This window comes from Pseudomonas alcaligenes, assembly GCF_014490745.1.
In the GTDB taxonomy this organism is placed as follows: Bacteria; Pseudomonadota; Gammaproteobacteria; order Pseudomonadales; family Pseudomonadaceae; genus Aquipseudomonas; species Aquipseudomonas alcaligenes_C.
This window is the reverse complement of record NZ_LZEU01000001.1, coordinates 1,384,679-1,410,246: the sequence shown is the minus strand read 5'-3', so window position 1 is coordinate 1,410,246 and position 25,568 is coordinate 1,384,679. Positions and strand designations below refer to the sequence as shown.

Genomic DNA, 25,568 nt, shown 5'->3' with positions numbered 1-25,568 from the left:
AAGGAAGTCCTGCATGATCCGCGCCTACCGCAATATCGCCAACGCCGCCCTGTGCGGCACCCTCCTGTCCTTCGCGGCCATCACCTACCTGGGACAAGGCTCACTCAACGGCAATGTCTGGGGCCCCGGCGGTGCGCCGCATGCATTGATGTACCTGACCAGCCTGTCGGTACTGCTGATGTTCTGGGCCTATGCCAAGTCCAAGGGCCGCTCCGGCTGGCTCGGCGTGCTGCTACCGTTCCTCAGCATCATTGGCCTGCTTATCCTGCTACTGCTCAAGGACAAATCCCAGGTATCGCCAGAAGCCGACGAGCCGGTCTGAAGCAACCTACTTCTGCTGATCCACCCGCCGCCAGCCCTGCTGCTCGTACTTGGGATACAGGTGGCTGATGCTGCGGGTCAGCTCGTAGCGGGTCAGGCTGATACTGCTGAAGCGCTCGGGGATCGGCGCGCGCAGCAGGTCGTTCATGTCCGCGCCCTGTGCCGCCCCATCGCGCAGCAGCTGGTCGAGCCAGCCGAGGTAGTCGCGCATCTGCATCAAGGGCTGGCGGTCGCGGGCGAGCGGGCCGTGGCCGGGGACGATCAGCGTCCAGGGCAGCGCCTGCAGCTGCTCGATATCGGCCTGCCACACATCCAGCCCTGGACTGTTCGGCGTGGTCAGGGCGCGCTGGTAGAACACCAGGTCGCCGGCGAACAGCACCCCGCTGCTCTCGTCGTAGATCGCCAGGTCGGCGCCGGTATGGCCGCGCAGGGCCAGCAGGCGCAGGTGGTGATCGCCAAACTGCAAACTGCCGTCCTCCAGGGTCTGGTTGGGCAGCAGCACTTCGGTGCCGCGCATCCAGTCGCCAACCAGGCGGTACATGTTCTCCGCCATGGCGTTGCCCTGCTCCTCGAGCAACTGGCGGGTGCCAGCCAGGGCAGCGATAGGCACATCGGCGAAGGCCTGGTTGCCCAGCACATGATCCGGATGGTGGTGGGTCAGCATCAGCAGCTTGACCGGCTGCTGGGTGGTGGCGGCAATCGCCTGGCGCAGGGCCTCGCCATAGCGTTTGGAGGGGCCACTGTCGATCACCAGCACGCCAGCGCTGGTGGCGATAAAGGCGACGTTGACGATATTGCCGCCGTTGCTCTGCGCGAAGTTTTCCGTGCTGCCCTCCACCAGCCAGGTGTCGCGGGCGATCTGTCGCGGCTGCAGGTGATAGGCGAGCTCGGCGCGCGCCAGTGGGGCGACGAGCACCAGCAGCAGGGCGAGACAGCCGCCCAGGCGCGACGGGCCGAACAGTTCGCGAGAAGTCATAGCGCCGCCAGGAATTCGTTGCCGTTGTTGTCGTGCAGCCACAGCTGCAGGTCGCGATGGCCATGCACCTCCAGGGTCAGGGTGGGGTTCTCGCTGACCGCCGGGAACAGATCGAGGCGCGCCAGTACCTCGCCGTCCGCGCTGCGCAATTCGGCACGGTCGAGGTAGAACTCGGGCACGCCGCCGATCAGGCCATTGTCCATCGGGTGCGCCACCTGCAGGCGCAGGCGCTGGTTGCCGGCACGCTCGAAACGGCCGGCATGGATCTGCCCCAGGCGCTCCTCCCAGCCGGGCTGGGCGCGCACCACGCTGGGCGCGGTGCAGCCACCACCGGCAGCGTCGATCCAGGCCGAGCCGACATGCCAGACGCCATCCTCGCCGAGCAGCGCAGCACGGATCGGCGTGGCCTGTTCGATGCGGATACGCACCGCCAGCACGGGTAGCAGCTCGGCGCTCGGGTACAGGCTGAGCACATGAGGAATGGGGTTCAGTTCGGCCCACAGCAGCAGGCGACTGAAGCCGCCGGGCAAGGCCCGCGCATCGACTTCCACCGGCACCTGTCGCGAATCTTCGGCGAAGGGCGGCACGTTGACCCGCACCCGCTCGTCGAACACGAAGGGCCCGTCGCCGAGCAGGCGCAGCCGGTGGTAATCCCACATCACCGAAGGCATCGGGTCGCGCGTTGCGCCCCAGGCCAGCAGCGGCAGGCCGAACAGGCCACCGAGCACTCCACGTCTGTGCATCACGCCTCCCTGCCGGTATGCCGGCCGCCTACTCCACGTCCTGGTACAACCCCGGCAACTCGTAGTGCAGGCCGTAGCGGCCATACAGCGCTGCCATCTCGCCACCGCGGATCAGCTCCTCGAGCTGGCCGTCGAGCGCGTTGGACAGCTGGCGATTGCTCTCGTGTACCGCCATGCCGATATCCCAGGCCGGCTGGCCGAGGTTGGGGTAGGCGTTGTCGGCCTTGTGCAGCTGCGCATCTCCGGCCTCGAAGCACAGCCAGTCCAGCTCGCCGCGCAGGGCCATCACCGCATCCACCTGCCCCGCCTGCATCGCGGCAAAGGCCGCCAGGGTGCTGGGGAAATGCTCGGTCTTCGCGCTCAGGCGGCCACCCAGCACCGAGGTCAGGTAGAACGACGGCACGCTGTCCAGCTCCACGCCGATGCGGTGGTACTGGAACACGCCGATGGTGTCGACCTGCGGCAGCCGGCGGGTGTCGTGCACCACCTGCCAGCGCTCGCGCTGATAGGGGCCGAACATCACCACCTGCTCGTTGGCCAGCTCGCCGACATCGTTGCGCCGGTTGGAGTACTCGCGGTCGTAAGGCACCCGCAGCATCACGTCGGCAAGCACCCCGGGGCGCAGGTAATGGCCCTTCCAGATGAAGTTGCGCAGGTCATCGTCGAGCTTCTCGCCGGGGCTGACCCAGAGCAGCTCGGCCTTGAGCCCCAGCCCTTCGGCCAGACGCCGCGCCAGGTCGACATCGACGCCGCGCGCCTCACCATCCCGCACGAAGCTGTAGGGCGGAAAGTTCTCGTAGACCGCCACCTTGAGCACGCCCGAGGCGAGCATGTCATCGTAGGTGCGCACCTGCGCCTGGCTCTGGGCGCAGCACAGCAGCAGGGCACACAACAGCGTGAGCAGGCGCATGGCGGTCACTCTTCCACGTGCAGGCTTTCCAGGTAGGTACGGATCGCCCAGAGGCCTTCCTGGCTGATGTAGTCAGCCATTTTCGGCATGTACACCGCACCGTCGCGTACCGCACCGTTGATTACCCGCTCCTTGAACCACTCGTCACCCTCGATGCCCGGATCGAGCATGCGCAGATCCGGTGCGATACCGCCGGAGATCGCCTCCAGGCCGTGGCAGCGGGCGCAGTTCTGGGTGTAGGCCGAGGTGCCGATCTCGATCGCCTGCTTGTTGTTGGCATACGGCGCGCGGTAGGGGTTCTCGTCACGCCACTCCTTGCCCAGTTGCTCCAGACCTTCGGTATTGACCGCTTGCGGGGTGACATCGCCATGGGCCATGGCCAGGGCGGAAAAGCCCAAACCGGCCCAGACCAGCAGGGCATGCAATGCGTTCTTGTTGTTCATGACTTCCAACCTCTTCGAGTTGCTGAGCAAGGCAGGCACCCGCTACGAGCGCCTTGGCCCCATGGTAGGAAGCAGCCATGCCCCGCAGAATGCTGCTTTGGTGGCCAGCCCCTCCTCCCTTGGTACTAGCTCTTGCGGTGCGCACCGCGCGCCACGGGCCCTGGCGGCCTAGCGGCGGTCGAACACCGCCACCCCGGCCACTGCGCCGAGCAGCCGTTCGCCGGCCAGGCGCAGGCTGTCGAAACCGATCATGCTGGCGATCAGCAGCAGCGGCAGAACCAGGGTCTTGAGGGTGCGCATGGCGGCGATGCAGCTCCGGCAGGGGTAGGCTCGCCCGCCATGCTAGGGGCTCGCCCCGCCGCGCGACCTACTACCTTGGTACCGCCCGCTCGCTACTTTCTGCATATTTCGCGGCCTGAGGCTCTGTTCCTATGCTGGCGACACCCCTCGCGGAGTCCCTGCCATGCGCCAGCTCGTCACCTATGCCCTGGTCTACCTGTGCGCCCTCGCCAGCGCCGCCCTGGTCGCCACCCAGAGCCAGGCCGCCGAGGCGCAGGCGTTGCAGGTGCAGATCGCCTACCTGAGCTGGCAACAGGCGCGTGGCCCGCTGCTGTCCAACGTCATCCCCGAACCGGAGGATGCCGGCCGGCGCGGCGCCGAGCTGGCGATCATCGACAGCAACAGCACCGGGCGTTTCCTCCAGCACAGCTACAGCCTGCAGAGCGTCGCGGCCGCCAGCCCCGAGCAGTTGCTGGCCGAGGCGCAGCGCCTGCACCAGCAAGGGCTGCGCCTGTTCGTGGTCAACACCCCGGCCGAGCAGTTGCGTGCTCTTTCCGCCGCCCTGCCGGACAGCCTGCTGTTCAATGCCGGCAGCGCCGACGACAGCCTGCGCAGCGAGGCCTGCCTGGCCAATGTGCTGCACAGCCTGCCCAACCGCGCCATGCTGGCCGACGCCCTGCTGCAGTTCCTCGCCCTGCGCCAGTGGTCGCGCCTGCTGCTGATCGTCGGCCAGACGCCGGACGACCAGCTGTACGCCGCCGCCCTGCGCCGCGCGGCCAAGCGCTTTGACCTGCGCATCGTCGCCGAGAAGCCGTGGAGCTTCGACAATGACCAGCGCCGCAGCGCCCAGGCCGAGATGCCGCTGTTCACCCAGACCGAGGAATACGACGTGGTGCTGGTGGCCGATGAGCGTGGCGACTTCGGCGAGTACGTGCCCTACCAGACCTGGTACCCGCGCCCGGTGGCCGGCACCCAGGGCCTGGTGCCCACCGGCTGGCACAAGACGGTGGAAACCTACGGCGCGGCGCAGCTGCAGAAGCGCTTCGAGGCCCTGGCCGGGCGCTGGATGAACGACCGCGACTTCGCCGCCTGGATCGCCGTGCGCAGCATCGCCACGGCGGTCACCCGCCTGCGCAACGGCGATGCCGCGCAAATCCGCAACCTGGCGCTGTCCGCCGACCTGCCGATCGACGGTTTCAAGGGTCGCAAGCTGAGCTACCGCAGCTGGGACGGCCAGCTGCGCCAGCCGATTCCCGTGGTGCAGCCGCGCGCACTGGTCACCACCTCGCCCCAGGATGGCTTCCTGCACCCGTTCAGCGAACTCGACACCCTCGGCTACGACCAGCCGGAAAGCCGCTGCCACCTGGCCGAGGCGGCGCTGTGAAACTGCTTCTCGCCGGCCTGCTGCCGGCCCTGCTCGGCGGCGGCGTGGCGGTCAGCCTGCCGCCGCCGGAGCAGCCCCTGCGCAGCGCCTACCTGGTCAGCAGCCAGCGCCTGCCCTGCCTGTACGCCCGCCTGGCCGCTGCGCGGGGCGAGGATCGCCAGGCGCGCCTGGAGGACTGCGCCAATGCCTGGAATGACCGGCAAGCCGCGCAACTGCTGGCGCGCAGCGCCGCTGAACCGGGCACTCCGCCCTCCCGCCCATGACCCGAAGGATTGCCGCCATGCCCCGTTTCCCGCTTGCCACCCTGTTCGCCAGCGCCCTGCTCGCCGGCCCGGTTCACGCCGCCACTGCCTACGTCTCCAACGAGAAGGACAACAGCATCAGCGTGATCGACCTGGCCACCCTGCAGGTCACCGAGACCCTGGCGGTCGGCGAGCGCCCGCGCGGCCTGGCGCTGTCGCGCGACAACCAGCTGCTGTACATCTGCGCCAGCGACTCCAACACCGTGCAGGTGATGGATCTGGCCAGCCGGCGGATCATCAAGAACCTGCCCTCCGGCGCCGACCCCGAGCAGTTCGCCCTGCACCCCAACGACCGCTGGCTGTACATCTCCAACGAGGACGATGCGCTGGTCACCGTGGTCGACACAGTGGACGACAAGGTGCTCGGCCAGATCGACGTTGGCGTCGAGCCCGAAGGCATGGCCGTCAGCCCGGACGGCCGCTGGGCGGTCAACACCAGCGAAACCACCAACATGCTGCACTGGATCGACACCGCCACGCAGAGCCTGGTGGACAGCACCCTGGTCGACCAGCGCCCGCGCCATGTCGAGTTCAGCCAGGACGGCAAGCAGCTGTGGGCCAGCGCGGAAATCGGCGGCACCGTCACCGTGGTGGATGTCGCCACGCGCCAGCCGCTCAAGGTGATCGGCTTCAAGATCAAGGGCGTGCACCCGGACAAGGTGCAGCCGGTCGGGGTCAAGCTGAGCCGCGATGGCAAGTACGCCTTCGTCGCCCTAGGCCCGGCCAACCATGTGGCGGTGGTCGATGCCCACAGCTACGAGGTGCTCGCCTACCTGCTGGTGGGCCGCCGTGTCTGGCACCTGGCCTTCAGTCCCGACGAGAAACTGCTGCTGGCCACCAACGGGATCAGCGGCGATGTCTCGGTGATCGACGTCGACAGCCTCAAGGTCAGCAAGTCGATCAAGGTCGGCCGCTACCCCTGGGGCGTGGTGGTCACGCCATGAGCGCCGCCCTGGAAGTCGCCGACCTGGCCTTTGCCTACGGCCCGCGCCAGGCCCTCGACGGCATCGGTTTCGCCTGCGGTGCCGGGCGCTTTACCGCCCTGCTCGGCCCCAACGGCGCCGGCAAGTCGACCCTGATCGCCCTGCTTACCCGCCTCTACCACCTGCAGCGCGGCGATATCCGGGTACACGGCCACAGCCTGCGCCGCCAGCCGCGCGAGGTACTGCGCCAGCTCGGCGTGGTGTTCCAGCAGAGCACCCTGGATCTCGACCTCAGCGTCGAGCAGAACCTGCGCTACCACGCCGCCCTGCACGGCTTGCCGCGGCAACTGGCGCAAACGCGGATCGAGCAGGAACTGGCCCGCCAGGAGCTCAGCGAGCGCCGCCATGACAAGGTGCGCCTGCTCAACGGCGGCCATCGCCGGCGCGTGGAGATCGCCCGCGCCCTGCTCCATCGCCCGCGCCTGCTGCTGCTCGACGAGGCCAGCAGCGGCCTCGACCCGGCCAGCCGCGCGGCGCTAAACAGCCACGTGCGCCAATTGTGCCGCGACGACGGTCTGGCGGTGCTGTGGACTACCCACCTGCTCGACGAAGTGGCGGCCGACGACGACCTGCTGATCCTCAGCCGCGGGCGCCTGGTGGCCCAGGGCAATGCCGCCCAGCTGAGCGCCAGCGAACATGACCTGGCCGCGACCTTCGCCCGCCTTACCGGTACGGGAGCCAGCGCATGAACAGCGCCTACGGCGAATGCCTGCGCGGCATCCTGCTGCGCGAGTGGCTGCGCTTCATCCAGCAGCGCACCCGCCTGTTCAGCGCCCTGGTGCGCCCGTTGCTGTGGCTGCTGGTATTTGCCGCCGGTTTCCGCGCCGCCCTGGGCATCGCCATCATCGCCCCCTACGACACCTACATCACCTATGAGACCTACATAGTCCCCGGCCTGGCCTGCATGATCCTGCTGTTCAGCGGCATGCAGGGCTCGCTGGCGATGGTCTACGACCGCGAGATGGGCAGCATGCGCGTGCTGCTGACCAGCCCGCTGCCACGCGCCTTCCTGCTGGCCTGCAAGCTGCTGGCCACGGCGCTGGTCGCCCTGCTGCAGGTGTATGCCTTCCTCGCCGTGGCCTGGCTCTATGGCGTGCAGCCGCCGGCCTGGGGCCTGCTCGCCGCACTACCGGCGTTGCTGCTGGTGGCGCTGCTGCTGGCGGCCCTGGGCCTGCTGCTGTCCAACGGCATCCGCCAGCTGGAGAACTTCGCCGGGGTGATGAATTTCGTGATCTTCCCGCTGTTCTTCCTGTCCTCGGCGCTCTACCCGCTGTGGAAGATGCGCGAGGCCAGCGAGTGGCTGTACTGGCTGTGTGCGCTCAACCCGTTCAGCCATGCCGTGGAGCTGGTGCGCTACGCCCTCTACCTGCGCTGCAATCTGCTGGCCGCTGCGGTCTGCCTGGGCCTGACCCTGCTGTTCGGCGTGCTCGCCGTGCTCAGTTTCAACCCACAGCATGCCGCCCTGCGCCGCAACGCTGCCTAGGCTGCCTAGGCTGCGCCATACGCTCTACGGGCAATCCGCAACAGGCTGCGGGAGGCAAAACCAGTACTTAGGTCTTAGTTTTCCCTCCCCAACGTAGCATTCCCACAAGTAGGGCGCTGTGGCTCTAATGAGGCAATAAAATCGACCCGGGAGCCTGCCATGCGGAAGTCGATCCTCACCACCTTGCTGCCCCCACCCCTGCTCGCCCTGTGCCTGCTGCACGGCCCGGCCATGGCCGAACCGGAAGCGTTGTTCAACGCCGAGGGCTATCGCCAGAGCCAGTACCGCAGCCCCACCCCGGCCAGCGCCGAGGGTGCCCGCACGTTGGATACCGCCGCCCTGCTGCGTCTGCTGCACGAGCACCCGGAAGCCGTGCTGGTCGATGTGTTCCGCCAGCAATGGCTCAACCAGCGCTTTGTCCCCGACCAGCCGCCACACGCCAACCTGCCCGGCAGTATCTGGCTGGCCAACACCGGCGACGGCAACCTGGAGCCGCTGTGGCGGGATTACTTCGCCGACAACCTGGCGCGCGCCAGCGACCAGCGCAGCAACCTCGCCCTGGTGTTCTACTGCAAATCCGACTGCTGGCTATCGTGGAACGCGGTCAAACGCGCCCGTGCGCTGGGCTACAGCAACCTCTACTGGTACCGTGACGGTATCGATGCCTGGCAACAGGCCGGCCTGCCGCTAAACCCCGCCGAGCCTGTTGCACTGCCGTGAGCAGACGCCCTCGGGCAGCCTGCACAACCATCATAAGAACGAGGTCTAAAGGCCATGTACAAGATCCTCATCGCCGACGATCACCCGCTGTTTCGCGAGGCCATCCACAACGTGGTCAGCGATGGTTTCCCCGGCAGCGCGGTGATGGAGACCGCCGATCTCGACAGCACCCTGGAACTGACCCAGGAGCATGACGACCTCGACCTGATTCTGCTCGACCTGAACATGCCCGGCATGCACGGCCTCAACGGCCTGATCAACCTGCGCAACGAGGCGCCGACCATCCCGGTGGTGATCGTCTCAGCCGAGCAGGACAAGCAGATCGTGCTGCAGGCCATCACTTACGGCGCCGTCGGCTTCATCACCAAGTCCTCGCCGCGCGCGCAGATGACCGAGGCCATCGAGCAGATCCTCAACGGCAACGTCTACCTGCCTTCCGACATCATCCGCACGCAGAAGAGCAGCCCGCGCCGCCACGGCCACGACGAGCCGAGCATCCCCCCGGAACTGCTGCAGGCGCTGACCCGCAAGCAGCTGTTGGTGCTGGAGCGGATGACCAAGGGCGAGTCGAACAAGCAGATCGCCTACAACCTGGATATCGCCGAGACCACGGTCAAGGCGCATGTCTCGGCAATCCTGCGCAAACTCAATGTGCACAACCGGGTGCAGGCGATCCTCAGCGCCGGTGACATCGACTTCGCTGCCTACCTGCGCCGCTGATGCTGCGTGTCGTAGTGCTCACGGCACTGGCCATGCTGGCCTTTGCCGGCAACTCCCTGCTGTGCCGCGCGGCCCTGCGTGACAGCGCCCTCGACCCGGCCAGCTTCACCGCCATCCGCCTGTGCTCCGGCGCCCTGGTGCTGGCCCTGCTGGTTCTGCTGCGCCGCCAGGGGCCGCTGCGTGGCGACTGGCGCTCGGCCCTGGCGCTGTTCGGCTACGCCGCCGGTTTCTCCTTTGCCTACGTCGAGCTGGATGCCGGCAGCGGCGCACTGATCCTGTTCGGCGCGGTGCAGGCCAGCATGCTCGGCTATGGCTGGCTGCACGGCGAACGGCTGCGTCCGCTGCAACTGCTCGGCCTGACCAGCGCCCTCGGCGGCCTGCTGTTTCTCCTGCTGCCCGGCGCCAGCGCACCTTCACCCCAGGCTGCCGGCCTGATGGTGCTGGCCGGCGTGGCCTGGGCCTTCTACTCGCTGCTCGGGCGCGGCAACGCCGACCCACTGGCCGCCACCGCCGGCAACTTCCTGCGCAGCCTGCCGGCCCTGCTGCCCCTCATCGCGCTGTACCGGCACCAGCTCGGCTGGGACGGACTCGGCGCGCTCTACGCCATCCTCTCCGGTGCGCTGGCCTCGGGCATCGGCTACGCCATCTGGTATGCCGCCCTGCCCCATCTGCGCGCCATGCAGGCGGCCAGCGTGCAGCTCAGCGTCCCCATCATCGCCGCCGTGGCCGGCAACCTGCTGCTGGGCGAAGCCTTCAGCCTGCGCCTGCTGCTCGCCTCAGTGGCGGTATTGGGTGGGATTGCCCTGATCCTGCTGGCCAAGGCCAGGGCCTGAACCAGCTCTAGCGCCGCCCCTGCAGCAGCAGGTGGCTCAGGGTGGTCTTCAGCTTCAGCGGCTTGACCGGCTTGTGCAGCAGGGTATGTCCCAGCTCGCGCAGGCTCTGCTTGAGCTCGTTGCTGTAGTTGGCGGTGACCATCAGCGCCGGCAGCGGTTCGCCGCGGCGGGCGTTGATGGCGGTCACCGCCTGCACGCCATCGCGGCCGTCGTCGAGGTGGTAGTCGGCGATCAGCAGGTCGGCGCCGGCGTGGTAGTTGTCGACCTGGCGCGCCAGGTCGTCTTCGGACAGCGCGGTGACCACCTGGCAGCCCCAGCCTTCGAGCAGGGTGCGCATGCCGGCGCAGATCGCCGCATCGTTATCCAGCACCCAGATACGTGCGCCCTGCAGCGCCTCGCCGGCCAGCGGCAATACCTCCTGGCGCTGCTGCAGCAGGCTGACCCGGCGGGTCAGCGGCACCTCGAGGGCGAACAGGGTGCCCTGCCCCAGGCGCGAGGCCACCCGCACGCGGTGGCCGAGCATGCGCGCGATCTTGTCGACTATGGCCAGGCCCAGGCCCAGGCCGCGATCCTGGTGGCACTGGTTATCGCCACGTTTGAACTCCTGGAAGATCTCGCCGAGCTTGTCCTCGGCGATGCCCATGCCGGTGTCCCACACTTCGATCGACAGGCTCTGCCCGCGGCGCCGGCAACCGAGCAGGATGCGTCCGCTGGCGGTGTAGCGAATGGCATTGGTCAGCAGGTTGCGCAGGATCCGCGCAAGCAGCTGGATATCGCTGCGCACGCAGGCCGAGCTGGGCACGAAGCGCAACTCCAGGCCCTCGCTGCCGGCCAGCTGGCGGAACTCGGCGGCCAGGTTGCCGAGCAGGTCGCCGACGGCGAAGCTGGAGATATCCGGCTTGACCACCCCGGCGTCCAGCTTGGAGATGTCCACCAGGGTGCCGAGCAGGTTCTCCACGTCTTCCAGCGAATTGCTGATATTGCGGATCAGCCCGCCGCCCGAGGCCTGCTGTTGCTCCAGCAGGGCGCTGGTGAACAGCCGCGCGGCGTTGAGTGGCTGCAGCAGGTCGTGGCTGACGGCGGCAAGGAACTTGGTCTTCGACAGGTTGGCCAGTTCGGCCTCGCGCTTGGCCTCGCGCAGGCGTGCCTCGGCCTGGCTGCGTTCATCGATCTCGCGGCGCAGCTGGCTGTTCAGCGCGGTCAGTTCGGCGGTGCGCTCACGCACCCGCTGCTCGAGGTTCTGGTAGGCCTGGTGCAGGGCCTCGGAGGTGCGCCGGCGCTCGGTGATATCGCGGATCAGCACGAAGATGCCGACCACCTCGCCACTGGCCAGGCGGTTGGGCACGTAGGAGCGCAGCATGCCGCGCTCCTGGCCGCTGAGGTTGGTTTCGGTGACCTCGAAGCTGACGCTCTCGCCGTCCAGGGCGCGGTCGATGTAGGGCTGCAGGCGCCGGCAGTGCTCCTCGCTGTGCACCTCGCGCAGGTTGCGCCCGAGCAGGCTGCCGCGCGGCCAGTGGTACCACTCCTCGTAGACCTTGTTGGTGAATTCGTAGACCAGGTCGGCGGTCAGGTAGGCGATCAGCGCCGGTACCTGGTCGGTGATCAGGCGCACCCAGCGCTCGCTCTCGCTCAATGCCTCGGCCTGGCGGCAGCGCTCGGTGATGTCGGTGAAGGTGTTGACGAAGCCGCCGGCCGGAAGCGGATGGGTGCGCACTTCGAGCATGCGCCCGTCGAACAGGCGCTGCTCGCACTCGTGCAGTGGCGCGCCCTGCTCGTCGCGGCTGTCCGGGGTGAGCAGGCGCAGCTCGCTGTCGGCCATCACCTCGGCGAAGGGCCGGTGCGCCTCGATCGGCGCCAGGCCGCAAAGCTGCAGGAAGCGATGGTTCCACAGCTCCAGCTGGCCCTCGTCGTTGACCATCGCCACGCCCTGGGACAGGTTGTCCACCGCCCGCTGCAGCAGCCGCGACTTCTGCGCCAGGGCCTGCTCGCGACGCTGGGTCTCGCTCTGCTTGAGCTCGGTGATGTCGGTGTAGAGGATCACCAGGCCGCCCTCGCGGGTGGCGCGCTCGCTGACCTGTACCCAGCGCCCGTTGATCAGGCGGTAGACCATGTGCCCGTCGCCGCGGCCGCGCTGTTCCTCGACTATCAGCCCGGTGCTCTGCGCCAGGCGCTTGATCTCGCTGAGGCGGGTACCGCTGCCGATGCGCGCGCGAGTGCGCGACCAGAACTCCTTGAAGCGGCTATTGAACAGGACGATGCGCTGCTCCTTGTCGAACAGCACGAAGGCATCGGAAATGCTCTCGATGGCATCGATCAGGTGCTGGTGCGCCGTCTCGGCCCGCTGGCGTGCGGCGCTGAGCAGCTGGTTGCTGGACTTCAGCTCGGTCAGGGTCTGGTTCAGCGCGTCGGTGCGCTCGCGCACCTGCTCGGCCAGTACCACCGAATACTGGAACGCCGCGTAGCCGTCGGAGCGCAGCGAATGGCCGGACTCGACCCGCTCGATCAGCGCCGCGTTGATCGTGCGCAGGCGGGCGTTCTGCGCCTCCAGCTCGGCGATGCGCGCCTCCAGTTCAGCTTCCCTGGCCATGGTCGGGACGTCCAATGGCGACCCCGGTAAAGGTCTGGTTGATATGCATGCCATTGAACTGCTCCCCGTAGGTGTTGAAGCCGATCACCCGCTGCTCGCAGAGGAACGCGGAGACCTCCTGCAGGCCGCTGCCACCTGTCAGCTCCAGACGGCGCAGCACGCAATCGCAGCCGATGGTCAGCAGCGGCGGGCCGAGGCGCGCACGCAGGCGCTGGAACTGCTGCTGCAGGTTGGGCAGCAGCGCGCCCGGTTCCATCGCGGTGAGGACGATGCCGTTCTCCACCGCGCAGTAGAAGGTCAGGCTGCGATCCGCGTTGACCTGCTGGATCGAGCGTATGTAGTACTGATCCTTGATCCGCACGGCCAGCGGATGAGCGGCGAAGGTGCGCATGTCCAGCTCGGCCAGCGGCACGCCGATCAGCCGCGCGTACTCCTCGGCAGCCGGCGCGGCGTTGAGCTCCAGCACCCGCCGCGACTCGGAGTCGGCGCGGGTCACCACCAGCTTCTCGCCGCGCGGCTCGACGTGGTGGGTAGTGAATACCTCGAAGTCCAGCCAGGTATTGACCAGCACCACCACCGCCGCGCCGCTGTGGAAGGCGCCGTCGTAGTACACGTGGGTGCAGGTCAGATGATTGTCGTCGCCGGCCGAGCCGCCGAAGTGCGGAATATCGCCGAGCGCCGCGCTGAGCGCGGCTAACACCACTTCCTCGCGACTGGACAGGCCGTCGAGCAGGGTCAGGGCGAAGCTGTGATCCTTGATCGGCGCCAGGGCATTGCCGCGGCAGTCGCCCACCAGCTGTTCGACCAGCTGCTGGGCATCGATCAGGTTGAAGCGATCCATCTCGTCGATCAGTGCGCTGGCAATGGAGAAATTGCGGTGATCGAAACCCACCGCGCTGATGCAGCCCTGGCCGTAGCCCTGCACGGTGATCTCGCCGGCCGTGGTGCAGCCGACCACGCGGATGCCGCCGAAATACTGCTGCAGCGCCAGGCCCAGGCTGGCCAGGTCGTACTCGGCGGAGCAGAAGAACAGCACGAAGCCGAGGTGCGGGTGGATCAGTTGCCGCGCCAGCTCCTGGGCCACCGTTTCCGCATCACGGGCATGGGACACGGCCGTGACCACGCCGGCAGATTGCAGTTGCTGCATCGGGCTACCCCATACACCTATTGTCGACGGGGTCATTCTAGAAAGGCCGGGCACCCGCCCCCATGCTACTTGGGTAGCGAGGCGCCTCGTCCGAAAGTAGCGGCGCCGGCCGGTACGCCCCCTACCTCACCACTCAGATGTGCGTCGCCAGCGGCCAGCACAGCAGAACCAGCACCAGCATGCCGCTGTAGAAACCTATCTCCAGCGTCTCGCTGAGCGGCTGGATACGGCGGATGGCGCCATACAGGTGCACCGCGATCATCAGCACGGCTACCGCCGCCAGCATCTCGAACACGACATTCATGGCTTCCCCCGTCAGCGCCGCGCGCAGCATCAGCGCTTCCACGATCAGAATGAAGGCTCCCAGACAGCGTCCGAAGTAGATCGCCAGGTGGGTGTGTTGCGGAATCGTCCAGCCCATCAGGCGGGCCCAGTGCAGCGGCCAGCAGAAGATCGGCAGGGCGAAGACCAGCGTGGTGCCCAGGCACAGCCAGAACAGAAAGGTCTGGCTGTAGGCACTCCAGAGTCCAAGCATGGGTTGTCTCCCGACAAAAAAGGGAGGATCGAGTCCTCCCAAACGGAACATCACAATGCTGGTCTGGCGCTTACCAGTTGAGCACCGCACCCACGGCGAAGGTGTCGGTGTCTTCGTTCAGCCCGCTGCCCTCGCTGGCGTCGATCTCGTACTGGTTGTACTCGGCGACCAGCTTGAGGTTGTCGTTGATGGTGCGGAAATAGGCGATGCCGCGGGTCTCGTAGTCGGCGGCGGTACCCAGGCCGTTGCCGTCGTCCTCGGTCTTGCCGTAGGACAGCGCCACGCGGTTCTTGCCGAAGGTGTAGGAGCCCTGCAGCAGGTAGCCGTCGCTGTCGATCTCGCGCAGCACCGCCTCGCCGGCGTTGTTGGTGAAGAACGGGTTGATGCCCTTGGCCTGGAAGCCGGAGCCGGTCAGCGAGAGGCCGCCGAGCTTGGCCTGCACGCCGTAGCCGAGGCCCTTGGAGGTAACGCTGTCGACCTCGTCGTTGGTGTTTTCCGAGGTCTGGTAGCCACCGTTGACCCAGGAGTAGATCTTGGCGTCGCCGACATCGAACTGATAGCTGACTTCCGACTCGTAGCGCGGGTTGTCCTGGTAGGCCTTGTCGTCCAGACCGTCGCTGGCGTCCTGGTCGATCTGGTTGGAGTCGATCGGATCCATGATGCCAACCGCCACCCGCAGCCCTTCCACCAGATTGTTGTTGCGGTAGGTGATCTGCGAGGTGGGGAACGGATAGGGGTAGCCGGTGCCGATGTTGCCGAAGGACACGCCACTGCCATCCACCAGGCCGAGGGTGTCGCTGGAGTTGCCGAAGCCGGCGAGCAGCTCGTCGAGGAAGATGTTGGAGCGCGAGAACAGGCCGAAGTCCTTGCCGATCAGCACTTCACCCCACTCAGGGTTGGCCACGGTGCCGTAGAACTGGCGCACGTCGATGGCGGTGTCGGTGCCGTTCTGCTCGCCATCGTTGATGGTTACCCAGAACGAGGAGCGCCCGCCCAGCTTGAGGTCGTCGACCTGCTTGCCGAAGTTGAAGCCGATCCAGTTGGGCAGGAAGCCCATCTTCACCCGCGACTGGCGACGATCGAAGACATCGTCGTCACGATCCACGTCGCTGTTGACGTAGAAGGCGTTGATATAGCCGTCGGTGGAGAAGGTGGTGTCGTCCTTGTCGTACAGCATGATATCGGCGGCTGCCTGCTGGGCCAGGCCCAGGGCAACGGCGGCACCCAACGCCAGGGGCAGGAATCGGGTTGGGGCTGTCTTGTTGTTGTTCATATCGCTCTCCGCAGTGTGGGGACGACTTCTGTGAGTCGTGGCGGAGGCGATTATCGAAAGCGCCCGGCAGCGGCCACAGGCTGCCATGGCCGCGGTTATCTCGTGCTTTGGCAGGGTCGCGGGGGCGCGCGCATTGCGACCCGCTCCCACCCGGCCGGAACGGCCAAGGCCTCGGTCGTAAGACCTCCAGACAGGGGCAGCACCGAAGTCGTAGAGCGGCAGACGCAAAGTGCCCGACCGCGGGCCCGCCGGGGCGCAGCGTAGGGAGGGAGAAGGGTCAAGGCGCGGGGTGCAATGAGCCGCCGCAACAGCAGCTCAGATCGTTGGGCAGGCCAGCAGCAGCCAGGGCGACTGCTCCTGGATCAGGGCCGCGAGGGCCTCAGCCAGGGCTGTCGCTGTCAGTGCCGGCAGTGCCGCGCACAAGGCGGCCAGGCGTGCCGGGCCGTGGCCGGCCAGGCAGTGCGGCCAGAGCAGCGCCGCCAACTCGACGGCGCCCTGGGCCTGCAGATCCTGCTGCAGCTGCCGGCTAACACTGTGCAGCTGATCCAGCGACAACAGTGCCAGGCGCACGCACTGGGAGGCGAGAAACGCCTCGATCTGCGCCAGCAGCTCCGCAGGTACCGCTTTGGCCGATTGCACGGCGAACAGCAACCCGCCCTGCCCATCGACTTCGTGGTAACCGCAGAACAGCCCGTAGCCCAGCTGCAGCTCGACCCGCAGGCGCTGGTGAAAGGCCGGCGCCAGCAGGCGCCCGAGCAGGCGCCAGCAGGCCTCGTCCGCCACCTGGGGGCTCGGCAGTGGGCAGAACAGCAGCAGCGCCGAGTCGCCCGCCGTGGCCGGCAACTGGTGCCAGTGGCGGCCGCTGGCAAGCAGCGCACGCGGCGTACCGGGTTCAGGCACTCCTGGCAGCGCCGGCAAGGCCGGGCCGATCGACTGCGGCCCCACCAGCAGACCCTGCCAGCGTGCCGTATCCCAGTCCGCCGGTAACGCACCAGTGTCCGCCGCATCCGCCAGCAATATCTGCGGCAGCCACTGCAGCAGGCGACGGATCGGCATCTCGCCCGCCGTGCGCAGCGCCTGTTGCGTCTGCAGGCGCGCCAGTTCGGCTGCCGGCACGCTGGCGCGCAGGCTCTGCAGGGACTGCTGCAGGGCCTGCGGCAACAGCGCCGCGGCGCCCTGGATGCGCAGTTGCCAGGCCGTGGCGCAAGGCTGACCGGCCAGCTGCAGGCCGAGCTCGCGGGCCGCCTCCTGGGTCTCGCGCAGCAGCAATTGGGCCGCCAGTCCTGGCGCCGCAGCGCGGAACTGCCAGCGCAGCAGCAGCACCGCCTGCGTGCCTGCACAGCTCACCTGCTGCAGCGCCGGCGCGGGCGCCACGGCGTTGAAGCTGACCGGCGCCAGCAGCGGATTGCCGCCACAGGGCAGCAGCGGCAGCGCGCCGGTCTGTTCAGCCAGGGTCGCCGCCTGCAGCGGCAGGTGGAAACCGCAGGCCTCGCTCGAATCCAGCTGCAGGCCGGTCTCGGCCTGCACGCTGAGCAACTGTTGCGGGGTGAAGCCTTGCAGCAGTGCAGCCATGCCCGCCGCATCGGGCGCCAACGCCCCCCTCTCTTCGGTCAGCCAGAAGCGCCCCAGCTCCAGCGGCGCCAGGCTGGCCAGGCGCCAGGGCAAGGCCTGGGCGCGAGCGCTCAGCCAGGCGCTCCAGGACTCTGCGGCGGCGCCCTGGCGCAGCCAGTCCAGCACGGCGCCACGCACCCGGGCACAGCGCTGCGCACCGCTCACGCCCGGCAACAGCTCCAGGGCCAGCAGCGCCTGCCCGGCATGCTGGTAGGCCGGCAGCACCCGCAGCTCATCGGCCAGCCCGGCCTGGCGCAAGCCATGCAGCAGGCCGCCAGGCAGCGCGCTGGCCAGGCGTTCGCCCAGCAGCTGCAGGTGCGCACGCAAGTCCGCATCCCGCTTCTCGAACACCAGCCCCAGCCAGATCCGCGGCGGCCCGCCGGACTGGCCCAGCTGCCAATGCGCCGCGCGCAGCGGCAACAGGGCCGGCACAGCCTCGCATGCGGGGGCCGCCGCTCCGTCCAGCTGCTGCGCCAGACGCTCTCCCAGCGCCAGCAGATCCGCCGCGCCCTGCGGGCCGACCAGCAGCAGACGGCAGGCACCAGCCCGGTAGAAGCGCCGGTGAAAGTCGCTCAACGCCTGCTGCAGCTCCGCCGGCCGGGGCGCCAGGCTGGCCGCGTTGCCGGCGACAAAGGCCCGGCATGGGTGGCTATCGGCCAGGCCCGCAAGCAGGGCGCTGAGGCCCTGCTGCTGGGGGTCGGCAGCCCGCGCCTGGTATTCGGCCTCGAGCACCTGGCTCTCGCCGACCAGCTCGTCTGCCGCCAGGCGCGGCCGAACCATCATATCCAGCAAACGCAGGCCGGCTTCCTCGAGCAGGGCCGCCGGCACTTCGCAGTGATATTCGCTGTGGCGCGCCCGAGTGCTGGCGTTGACCCGCCCGGCGCAGGCCTGGACGAAGGGCAGCAGGCGCTGCTCTGCCAGGTAGCCGGCGCCACCGAGAAACAGCAGGTGCTCGAGCAAGTGCGCCAGCCCCGGCCAGGCCGGCGGCTCGTCGTGACTGCCAGCCGCCACCTCGACGATCAGCGCGGCCCGCGCCGCACCGGGCTGCTGCACGGCGCCGACCAGGCAGCCGTTGGCCTGCCGGTGCCACAGGGGCACCGACAGGGACGGCGGACAGAGCGGGGATGTTGGGTGCATGGGCGCAGGCCGGGCTAGCTCACCCCGAGCATCGGCGCGCCCCCGGACTGACGCAATAGTTCTTTAGAACCGGGTGAATAAAACGCGTGGCCAGCCGCCCTATGACAACAGGCTGACCACGGCAAAACGGCTGATGTTGGCCTGCGCCACCACGGTCTGGGTCACCGCCGAGTAGCTGGACGGCGCGCGGTTCATCAGATTGAACACCGAATTGGCATAGTCCGCCGCCCACTGGCGCTCGTCGCTGTCGGCCTGGCGGGCGAGGAACTCGCGGATTTCCTGCTGGCGGTGGTTGAGCTGGTCGCGCACCGCGCCGACCTTGTCCAGCGCCGCCACCACCGAGTCGAGCATGCGCCGCAGCTCGCGGTAGGTCTCGGCATTCAGTTCGGCGGGGAAGCTCAGCAGTTGCTCCTCCGTGCTCTGCACCCGCTGGCTGGCGGTCTTGGTGAACAGCTTGTCCTCGCCCTGCACGCTCAGCTGGCCCTTGAGTTCCTGCCAGTCGCTCTCGCGGGCGGAGAACTTCAGCGCCCCGCCCTGCTCCAGCTCGGCGCGAATGCCGAGCTGGCCGAGTCCGGCGTTGAAGCGGCGGAGCACCTGTTCGGGGCTCAGGTTGTCATCGAGCACCACCGCAATCGGCTCGGACGACTGCCGCCCGGCGCTGAACAGCAGGGTCTCGCGCCCGGATTCCTGAACGTTCTGCAGCGACTCCAGGCCCTGCAGGCTGAAGCGGCTGCGCACCGGTTCGTTGAGGCGCAGCTTGAGGTTGGCGTCGAGGGTGTTGGCCGAACGCTGGCTGCGCTGTTCGAGCAGCTGGTTGACCTGCTGCATGGCCTGCTGCAGGGCTTCCTTGTCGCCGCCGGACTGGGCCGTGGTCAGCTCGCGGCTGAGGCTGAGCTTGAGCTGACGCAGGCGCCCGCTGAGGTCGTCCAGGTAGCTCTGCGCCGACTGCATGGACGACAACTGCTGGTTGAGCTGCAGATTGAAACCGGCACCCTTGCTGCGCGTGCGCTCGCCCTGCGGCACCTCGTTCTGGCTGCTCTCGGCCTGGCGCGCACGCGGCACCGGCGCGTCGCGCAGTACCGCCTGGCGGCGTTCCTGGGGATCGAGGGCGGCAATCGCCGAGAGCGGCTTCTCAACCTTCATGGCGCGTCCTTAGAGGAGATCGAACAGGGACAGGTCATTGATCTTCAGGTAGGTCTTCTGCGTCGCCTGAATCGCCAGCTGGTAGTTGTTCAGGTCGATGCTGGCACCGGCATAGTCCAGTTCCGACAGCTCGCCCTCGATCTGCTGGTTGACCAGCGAGACATCCTGGTTGCTGGTGTTGAGCAGGGTCAGGGTGTTCTGCCGGCCACCGAGTTCGGTGATGCTGCCGAGCACGCTGCCGTGGGTGCTGTCGAGCAGGTCGATGGCATCGCGGATCTGCTGCTTGGTCGCCGGATCGGTCGGATCCAGGGCCGGATCCTGCAGCAGGGCGACCACGCCGTGCAGCTCATTGAGGAAGTCCATGCTGGAACCGAAGATGGCGCTGACCGCGACGTTCTCCTCGACCAGCACGCCGTTGGCCACCGCCGCCTGGCGGGTCTTGTCGTTGCCATTGGCGCTGTAGGTGCCGGTGACGCTGTCGTAGACCACCGCCGGGCGGTCAGTGAGGGTGCCGGAGAACAGGTAGCGGCCCTCCTCGTCGCGCACATTGAGGTAGCTCAGCAGGGTGCCTTCCAGGCTCGACAGCTCGCCGGCCATGGCGCTCAGATCCGCGGCAGCGTTCGCGCCGTTGGCCGCCCACAGCAGCAGGTCGCGCACCTCCAGCATGGTGTCGGAGCTCGATTGCAGGTTGGCTTCCTGGATCGACAGGTTGCCGGAGACGTTGGTGATGTTCTTGCCGTACTGGGTCAGGCTCGCCTCGGCACGCTGGATGCGTAGCAGGCGCACGCTGGCGATCGGGTCATCCGAGGGCTTGAGAATGCGCTCGCTGCTCGACATCTGCTGCATCAGCTCGGCCAGCTCGGACGAGTTGCGGTTCATCGAGCTGAGCATGACGGAGGTGGTCTGGGAGTTGCTGATGCGCATGGCTGTTCTCGGTAAAGGGGGTTAGACCAGGGGCGCGGTTCAGAAGGCCGCGAGCATGGTGTCGAACAGATCCTTGGCGGTGCTGATGACCTTCATGTTGGCCTGGTAGGCCTGCTGGTAGGTCATCAGGTTGACCGCCTCCTCGTCCAGGTTCACCGCGCTGACGCTGTCGCGCTGGGCCTGGGCCTGGCTGGCCACGGTGGTGGCGGTGGTCAGGTCGGCATCGTTCTGCCGGCTGACGCTGGCCACCTGGCCGATCAGCCCGGCATAGGCGTCGTTGACGCTGACCAGGTTGCCGCTAACGGTGATGCTCTGGTTGCGCAGCTCCAGCAGCTCGAGCAGGGTGCCGTTGTTGCCGGTCTCGCCGGCAGTGTCGGACAGCGCCAGCTCGCTGGGCTGCAGGCCGCTGAGGCTGAGCATGTTGGCGCTGCTGCCGGGGCTGAACAGCAGCAGGGGCTGGCCGGGGTTGCCGTTCAGGTCATAGCCGGTGGCCAGGGTGTCGTTGACCATCTGCGCCAGCTGCTCGGCCATTTCGCTCAAGGCGTCCTGGTTGGGACGCAGCACCTGGTACTCGGTGTCGTACAGCGCGCCGAGGGAGCCGCCGAGGTTGTCCTGGCTGAGGGAGAAGGTGGTGCCGGCGAACGACAGGCCGATCTCCTGCTCGCCGGTGGCGGTCAGGCTGACACTCAGCTGCGCCGCCGAGGCGGTCGCCACCAGCGGCTGACCGTTGGCCAGGGACACCGACAGCGAGCCGTCGGCGGCGCTGTTGGTGCGGATGCTGGCGAACTTGCTGAGCTGGGTAACCAGGCTCTCGCGCTGATCCTGCAGGGCCGAGGTGTCGGCGCCGGCGGCCTCGGTGGCGACGATCTTCTTGTTCAGCAGGGCGATGTTGCTGGTCAGGCCGTTGATCTCGCTGACCATTGCGCTGCGCTGCTCCTGCAGCGAACGCAGCTGGGTATAGATGTTGCTGCCCAGGGTGTTGAAGCGCTGGGCCAGGTTGCCGGCCTCGCCGATGATTTGCTGGCGCAGGGCCACCGAATCCGGGGTGGCGCTGGCCTCGCTGAGGGCGGCGAAGAAGTTGTCCAGGCCGTTGCTGATGCTCGAACCGTCGCCGGCCATCAGCTCCTCCAGCGCCGTCAGGTACTGCTGCGAGGTGCTGTAGTAGTTCTGCGAGGTGCTGGCGCGCCACAACTGCTGGTTGAGGAAGTCGTCGGAGATGCGCCGGATGCTGGTCACCTCGACCCCACCACCGCTGCGGCTGCCCTGCCCGGAGACGGAGCTCATCACCGTGCTCAGGCGGCTGAAACCGGGAGTATTGACGTTGGCGGTGTTCTGCCCGGTAACCGACAGGGCGATCTGCGAGGCACGCACGCCGCTGTAGGCGATCTGGGTCAAATTGGTCACGACAGGCTCCCTTTAGGCTCTATGCGGATCGGCTGGGCGAAGGCTGCGGAACGCGACTGATGCTGCAGCGTCGGCGCCGAATCCGCCGTTCTCTGCAGATAGGCGACGGAATCGGCCTGCGGCTTAAATCCTTGCTCGCCGGCGCGCGCTGTCGGCTCGCCCAGGTCGGGGCGGCGACTGGCCGCCAGCCCCAGCAGCTCGCCGGCGCGCAGGCGCTCCTCGCGGGCTTCGATGCCTGCCGGCAGGCGCAGCGGTTGCACCGCCGGCGCCGGGGTGCCGACCGCCGCGTCGCGGCGCAGATCCTGGAGGATGCTGCGGGTGTAGTTGCGGGTTTCCTCATAGGGAATCCGCTGCACCCAGGCCTCGGTGCCGATCTGCCCGCTGCGCGGATCGCCGTTGCTCTGCAGCCACTCGTCGACCTTGCCCGGGCCGGCGTTGTAGGCCGCCACGGCCAGCGCCTGGTGGCCGTCGTAGCGCTCCAGCATCTCGTTCAGGTAGGCCACGCCGAGCTGCTTGTTGTAGGCGCCGTCGCGGGTCAAGCGCTGCTCGTCGAACTCCAGGCCGAGCTTGGCCGCCATCTCCCGCGCGGTGTCCGGCATCAGCTGCATCAGGCCGCGGGCGCCCTTGGCCGAGACGGCGGCGATATCGCCGGACGACTCGTGCTGGATCAGGCTGTCGACCAGTTGCCCGAGCGCCTCGCTGCCGCGCTGCCAGGCCTGGCTGACCACCTCGACGCTGCGCTGCCAGGTACTGGCCAGCGGCTGGCGGGCGCTGATCGAGCTGCGCGCCAGAGGGGCCGAGCGGGCCGCCTCGGTGGCCGCGGCGAGCTGCTCGGGATCGGCGCCGGCGGTGGACAGCTGCTTGACCAGCAGGTTGGCGATGCCGGTCTGCTTGCTGGTGGCCAGGTGCTCGGCCAGGGCTTCGTCATAGAAGTCGCGCATGGTGTCCAGCTCGCGGCTGCGCATCGGGTTGCCGGCCGACAGCACGTCGCCAGCCTTGCGCATCTGCTTGAGGATCTGCTGCAGGAACAACGCCTCGAACTGCTCGGAGGCGGCCTGCAGCTGCTCGCGCGGGTCGCCGCCCTGAGCCTGCTGGGTACGCGCGGCATTGATCGCCGGCGTGAGGGAAACGATGCTCATGGCTCAGATCACTATCAGTTCGGCATTCAGGGCGCCGGCCTGTTCCAGCGCCTGGAGGATGCTCATCACATCGTCCGGGGTGGCGCCCAGGCTGTTGACCGTGTTGATGATGCTTTCCAGGCTGGCACCGTCCGGCCACTTGAACATGGCGTTCTTGTCCTGGCTGACTTCCACGTCGGACTTCGGCACCACCGCCGTCTGGCCCTGGGAAAAGGCATTCGGCTGGCTGACCTGGGGGTTCTCGCTGATGGTCACGGTGAGGGTGCCGTGGGCCACGGCCGCGGCCTTCACCCGTACGCCCTGGCCGACCACCACGGTGCCGGTGCGGCTGTTGAACACCACGCGCGGACGCTCGCGGCCCTCCTCCACCTCCACGGTTTCCAGCAGGGCCATGAAACTGGTGCGCTGGTTGCTCGCCTGCGGTGCGCGCACGCTGACCTTGGTGCCGTCGAGGGCCTGGGCCACGCCGGGGCCGAATACCCGCTCGAGGGCGGTGACCACCTTGGCCGCGGTCTGGAAGCTCGGCTGACGCAGGTTGAGCATGATGTCCGGGCGGGTCGCGAAGTCGCTGGGGATCATCCGCTCGACGGTCGCGCCATTGGGGATGCGGCCGCCGTTGGCGCTGTTGATCGCCACGCTGGAACCGCTCTGGCCAGTGGCGTTGAGGCCGCCGACTACCAGGTTGCCCTGGGCCAGGGCGTAGGTCTCGCCGTCGACGCCACGCAGCGGGGTCATCAGCAGCTGGCCGCCACGCAGGCTCTTGGCATCGCCCAGCGAGGCGACGGTGATGTCCACCGTCTGCCCCGGGCTGTAGGACGGCGGCACCTCGGCGGTGACCATCACCGCGGCGACGTTCTTCAGCTTGGGGTCGACGTTGGCCGGCAGGTTCACGCCGAACTGCTTGATCATGTTGGCCACCGACTGGCTGGTGAACTTCACCTGGTTCTTGTCGCCAGTGCCGTCCAGGCCGACCACCAGGCCGTAGCCGATCAGCTGGTTGCCACGGATGCCCTCGACGTCCGCCAGGTCGAGCAGCGGCACGGCGCGCGCCGCCAGCGGCCAGCACAGCAGCAGCGAGGTGAGGAAGAAATAGATCGGGCGCATGAACGGCGTCGCCTCAGAGCGGAAAGATGGGGCTGGTGAAGAAGCGCGTCAGCCAGCCGGCCGAGTTGCTGTCGTTGAGCACGCCGCGGCCGGCGTAGGAGATGCGCGCGTTGGCGATATTCTGCGAAGACACCTGGTTGAAGCGGTTGATGTCGTCGACCCGCACCAGGCCGGTGAGGCGAATGAACTCTTCGCCCTGGTTCAGGCGCAGGGACTTCTCGCCCTTGACCAGCAAGGCGCCGTTGGGCAGCACGCGGTGCACGGTGACGGCGATCGAGCCGCGCAGGGAGTTTTGCTGCGAGCTCTTGGCCGAGCCGTCGAAATCGCGCGAAGCCTCGGCCGAGCTTTCCAGCTGGTCGTAGTCGTGGCCGAGCACGGTGGGAATGCCCACCGCCAGGCTGGATTCCTTGCCGAAGCTGGTACCGGCGCTCTTGCTCGACTGGGTCTCCTCCTCCAGCACCACGGTGAGGATGTCGCCGACGCGCAGGGCGCGCTGATCCTGGATCAGCGAGCCGCCGTAGCCGGAGCGGTACAGGCCGCCGCCGGTGGTCGGCGGCAGGCTGTAGTCCAGATCCAGCGGCTGGTAGGCGCTGGAGTCTTCGTCCGGGAGCATTTCGTTGAAGCTGGCGCAGCCGCTCAGCAGCAGTGCGCCGCACAGGATCAGGGAAGCTTTCATGGCGATCAGACGGTCTGGTTGAGGAACTGCTGCATGCCGGACGCGGCGTCCAGCACCTTGGCATTGGCCTCGTAGGCACGCTGGATGGCAATCATGTTGACCATGGCCTCGACCACCTGCACGTTGGAGCCTTCCAGCACGCCCTGCTTGAGGGTGCCCAGGCCTTCCTCGCCCGGCACGCCTTCCACCGGCTCGCCGCTGGCCACGGTTTCCTTGTACAGGTTGCCGCCGAGGGCCTCGAGGCCGGCCGGGTTGGTGAAGTTGACCAGGGTGATCTGGCCCAGCTCGCTGGGCGTGGTGTCGCCCGGCAGGATGGCGGTGACGATGCCGTCGCTGCCGACGGTGAAGCTGCTGCTGCCGGTCGGCACTTCGATGGCCGGCACCAGCGGCAGACCCTGGCTGTTGACCACCATGCCTTCGGCATTCAGCTGCAGCTGGCCGTTCTCGGTGTAGTAGGTGTCGCCGTTGGGCGCCTCGACCTGGAGGAAGCCGCGGCCGACGATGGCCAGATCCAGCGGCTGGCCGGTGGTCTGCATACTGCCTTCGGTGAACACCTTCTGCGTGCCGACCACCCGCACACCGCTGCCGAGCTGGATGCCCGAAGGCACGGTGTTGACCTCGTCGGCCTGGGCACCGGGCTGCAGGTCGATGGAATAGAACAGATCCTCGAACACCGCGCGGTCGCTCTTGAAACCGGTGGTGTTGACGTTGGCCAGGTTGTTGGCAACGGTGGACAGGGCGGTGTCCTGGGCGGCCAGGCCGGTCTTACTGACCCAAAGGGCGGAACTCAT

Annotated in this window: 26 protein-coding genes; 9 read left to right on the top strand and 17 right to left on the bottom strand. The window is 67.8% G+C overall.

The window, feature by feature from the left end; genetic code table 11:
* The first annotated feature begins 13 nt into the window (after window positions 1-13).
* The gene (locus tag A9179_RS06335) at window positions 14-322 is read left to right on the top strand and encodes a hypothetical protein (protein WP_187804987.1); all 309 of its coding nucleotides are present in this window, start codon (window positions 14-16) and stop codon (window positions 320-322) included.
* 6 nt (window positions 323-328) lie between these two features.
* Here A9179_RS06335 and A9179_RS06330 read toward each other — a convergent pair whose 3' ends face one another.
* The 5 genes from A9179_RS06330 to A9179_RS22940 form a co-directional block, all read right to left on the bottom strand.
* Window positions 329-1,297 carry a quinoprotein relay system zinc metallohydrolase 1 gene (locus tag A9179_RS06330; RefSeq protein WP_187804986.1) on the bottom strand — a complete coding sequence of 323 codons (969 nt, stop codon included), beginning with the start codon at window positions 1,295-1,297 and terminating at the stop codon, window positions 329-331.
* Window positions 1,294-2,040, bottom strand: a complete 747-nt coding sequence (locus A9179_RS06325; RefSeq protein ID WP_187804985.1) for a quinoprotein dehydrogenase-associated SoxYZ-like carrier — start codon at window positions 2,038-2,040, stop codon at window positions 1,294-1,296. Before A9179_RS06325 ends, A9179_RS06330 begins: the two co-directional genes overlap by 4 nt.
* Window positions 2,041-2,068: 28 nt before the next feature.
* On the bottom strand, window positions 2,069-2,950 hold the full coding sequence (locus A9179_RS06320) for a substrate-binding periplasmic protein (protein ID WP_187804984.1): 882 nt from the start codon (window positions 2,948-2,950) through the stop codon (window positions 2,069-2,071).
* 5 nt (window positions 2,951-2,955) lie between these two features.
* Entirely contained in the window at window positions 2,956-3,393 is a 438-nt protein-coding gene (gene pedF, locus A9179_RS06315) for a cytochrome c-550 PedF (protein ID WP_187804983.1), read from the bottom strand.
* A 168-nt stretch (window positions 3,394-3,561) separates the two neighbouring features.
* Window positions 3,562-3,693 (bottom strand): hypothetical protein, encoded by a 132-nt coding sequence (locus A9179_RS22940; RefSeq protein WP_262410539.1) that lies wholly within the window; start codon window positions 3,691-3,693, stop codon window positions 3,562-3,564.
* A gap of 163 nt (window positions 3,694-3,856) precedes the next feature.
* On the opposite strand from A9179_RS22940, the gene A9179_RS06310 reads away from it, so the two are divergent.
* The 8 genes from A9179_RS06310 to A9179_RS06275 all read left to right on the top strand — a co-directional run bounded on the left by A9179_RS06310 (window position 3,857) and on the right by A9179_RS06275 (window position 10,097).
* Complete coding sequence (locus tag A9179_RS06310; RefSeq protein WP_187804982.1) at window positions 3,857-5,056, top strand: ABC transporter substrate-binding protein; 1,200 nt, start codon at window positions 3,857-3,859, stop codon at window positions 5,054-5,056.
* Window positions 5,053-5,319, top strand: a complete 267-nt coding sequence (locus A9179_RS06305) for a hypothetical protein (RefSeq protein ID WP_187804981.1) — start codon at window positions 5,053-5,055, stop codon at window positions 5,317-5,319. Before A9179_RS06310 ends, A9179_RS06305 begins: the two co-directional genes overlap by 4 nt.
* Before the next feature lie 17 nt (window positions 5,320-5,336).
* Window positions 5,337-6,302: a YVTN family beta-propeller repeat protein gene (locus tag A9179_RS06300; protein WP_187804980.1), complete on the top strand. Its 966-nt coding sequence runs from the start codon at window positions 5,337-5,339 to the stop codon at window positions 6,300-6,302.
* Window positions 6,299-7,030 (top strand): ABC transporter ATP-binding protein, encoded by a 732-nt coding sequence (locus A9179_RS06295; protein ID WP_187804979.1) that lies wholly within the window; start codon window positions 6,299-6,301, stop codon window positions 7,028-7,030. Before A9179_RS06300 ends, A9179_RS06295 begins: the two co-directional genes overlap by 4 nt.
* Entirely contained in the window at window positions 7,027-7,824 is a 798-nt protein-coding gene (locus tag A9179_RS06290; RefSeq protein WP_187804978.1) for an ABC transporter permease, read from the top strand. Before A9179_RS06295 ends, A9179_RS06290 begins: the two co-directional genes overlap by 4 nt.
* Window positions 7,825-7,983: 159 nt before the next feature.
* The gene (locus A9179_RS06285) at window positions 7,984-8,544 is read left to right on the top strand and encodes a PQQ-dependent catabolism-associated CXXCW motif protein (RefSeq protein ID WP_187804977.1); all 561 of its coding nucleotides are present in this window, start codon (window positions 7,984-7,986) and stop codon (window positions 8,542-8,544) included.
* A 54-nt stretch (window positions 8,545-8,598) separates the two neighbouring features.
* A complete protein-coding gene (locus A9179_RS06280) occupies window positions 8,599-9,264 on the top strand; it encodes a response regulator transcription factor (RefSeq protein ID WP_187804976.1) in 666 nt (221 codons plus the stop codon).
* The gene (locus tag A9179_RS06275; RefSeq protein WP_394354716.1) at window positions 9,264-10,097 is read left to right on the top strand and encodes a DMT family transporter; all 834 of its coding nucleotides are present in this window, start codon (window positions 9,264-9,266) and stop codon (window positions 10,095-10,097) included. The genes A9179_RS06280 and A9179_RS06275 overlap by 1 nt, the downstream gene beginning before the upstream one ends.
* A gap of 7 nt (window positions 10,098-10,104) precedes the next feature.
* On the opposite strand, the gene nahK is transcribed toward A9179_RS06275, so the two are convergent.
* The 12 genes from nahK to flgG all read right to left on the bottom strand — a co-directional run bounded on the left by nahK (window position 10,105) and on the right by flgG (window position 25,568).
* A complete protein-coding gene (nahK, locus tag A9179_RS06270; RefSeq protein WP_187804975.1) occupies window positions 10,105-12,738 on the bottom strand; it encodes a hybrid sensor histidine kinase/response regulator NahK/ErcS' in 2,634 nt (877 codons plus the stop codon).
* Window positions 12,668-13,831 (bottom strand): nitric oxide-sensing protein NosP, encoded by a 1,164-nt coding sequence (nosP, locus tag A9179_RS06265; RefSeq protein ID WP_187804974.1) that lies wholly within the window; start codon window positions 13,829-13,831, stop codon window positions 12,668-12,670. Before nosP ends, nahK begins: the two co-directional genes overlap by 71 nt.
* Window positions 13,832-13,964: 133 nt before the next feature.
* Window positions 13,965-14,366, bottom strand: a complete 402-nt coding sequence (locus tag A9179_RS06260) for a hypothetical protein (RefSeq protein WP_187804973.1) — start codon at window positions 14,364-14,366, stop codon at window positions 13,965-13,967.
* Between the two features lie 70 nt (window positions 14,367-14,436).
* A complete protein-coding gene (locus A9179_RS06255; RefSeq protein ID WP_187804972.1) occupies window positions 14,437-15,639 on the bottom strand; it encodes a porin in 1,203 nt (400 codons plus the stop codon).
* Window positions 15,640-15,954: 315 nt separating this feature from the next.
* A complete protein-coding gene (pqqF, locus tag A9179_RS06250) occupies window positions 15,955-18,387 on the bottom strand; it encodes a pyrroloquinoline quinone biosynthesis protein PqqF (protein ID WP_187804971.1) in 2,433 nt (810 codons plus the stop codon).
* A gap of 99 nt (window positions 18,388-18,486) precedes the next feature.
* Complete coding sequence (locus A9179_RS06245; protein ID WP_187804970.1) at window positions 18,487-19,530, bottom strand: hypothetical protein; 1,044 nt, start codon at window positions 19,528-19,530, stop codon at window positions 18,487-18,489.
* Between the two features lie 9 nt (window positions 19,531-19,539).
* A complete protein-coding gene (gene flgL, locus A9179_RS06240) occupies window positions 19,540-20,454 on the bottom strand; it encodes a flagellar hook-associated protein FlgL (RefSeq protein ID WP_187804969.1) in 915 nt (304 codons plus the stop codon).
* A gap of 39 nt (window positions 20,455-20,493) precedes the next feature.
* Window positions 20,494-21,858, bottom strand: coding sequence for a flagellar hook-associated protein FlgK (gene flgK, locus A9179_RS06235; protein ID WP_187804968.1), 1,365 nt, complete (start codon window positions 21,856-21,858; stop codon window positions 20,494-20,496).
* The gene (locus A9179_RS06230) at window positions 21,855-22,997 is read right to left on the bottom strand and encodes a lytic transglycosylase domain-containing protein (RefSeq protein ID WP_187804967.1); all 1,143 of its coding nucleotides are present in this window, start codon (window positions 22,995-22,997) and stop codon (window positions 21,855-21,857) included. Before A9179_RS06230 ends, flgK begins: the two co-directional genes overlap by 4 nt.
* 3 nt (window positions 22,998-23,000) lie before the next feature.
* Window positions 23,001-24,101 (bottom strand): flagellar basal body P-ring protein FlgI, encoded by a 1,101-nt coding sequence (locus tag A9179_RS06225; RefSeq protein ID WP_187804966.1) that lies wholly within the window; start codon window positions 24,099-24,101, stop codon window positions 23,001-23,003.
* Between the two features lie 13 nt (window positions 24,102-24,114).
* On the bottom strand, window positions 24,115-24,777 hold the full coding sequence (gene flgH, locus A9179_RS06220) for a flagellar basal body L-ring protein FlgH (protein WP_187804965.1): 663 nt from the start codon (window positions 24,775-24,777) through the stop codon (window positions 24,115-24,117).
* A 5-nt stretch (window positions 24,778-24,782) separates the two neighbouring features.
* Entirely contained in the window at window positions 24,783-25,568 is a 786-nt protein-coding gene (gene flgG, locus A9179_RS06215; RefSeq protein ID WP_187804964.1) for a flagellar basal-body rod protein FlgG, read from the bottom strand.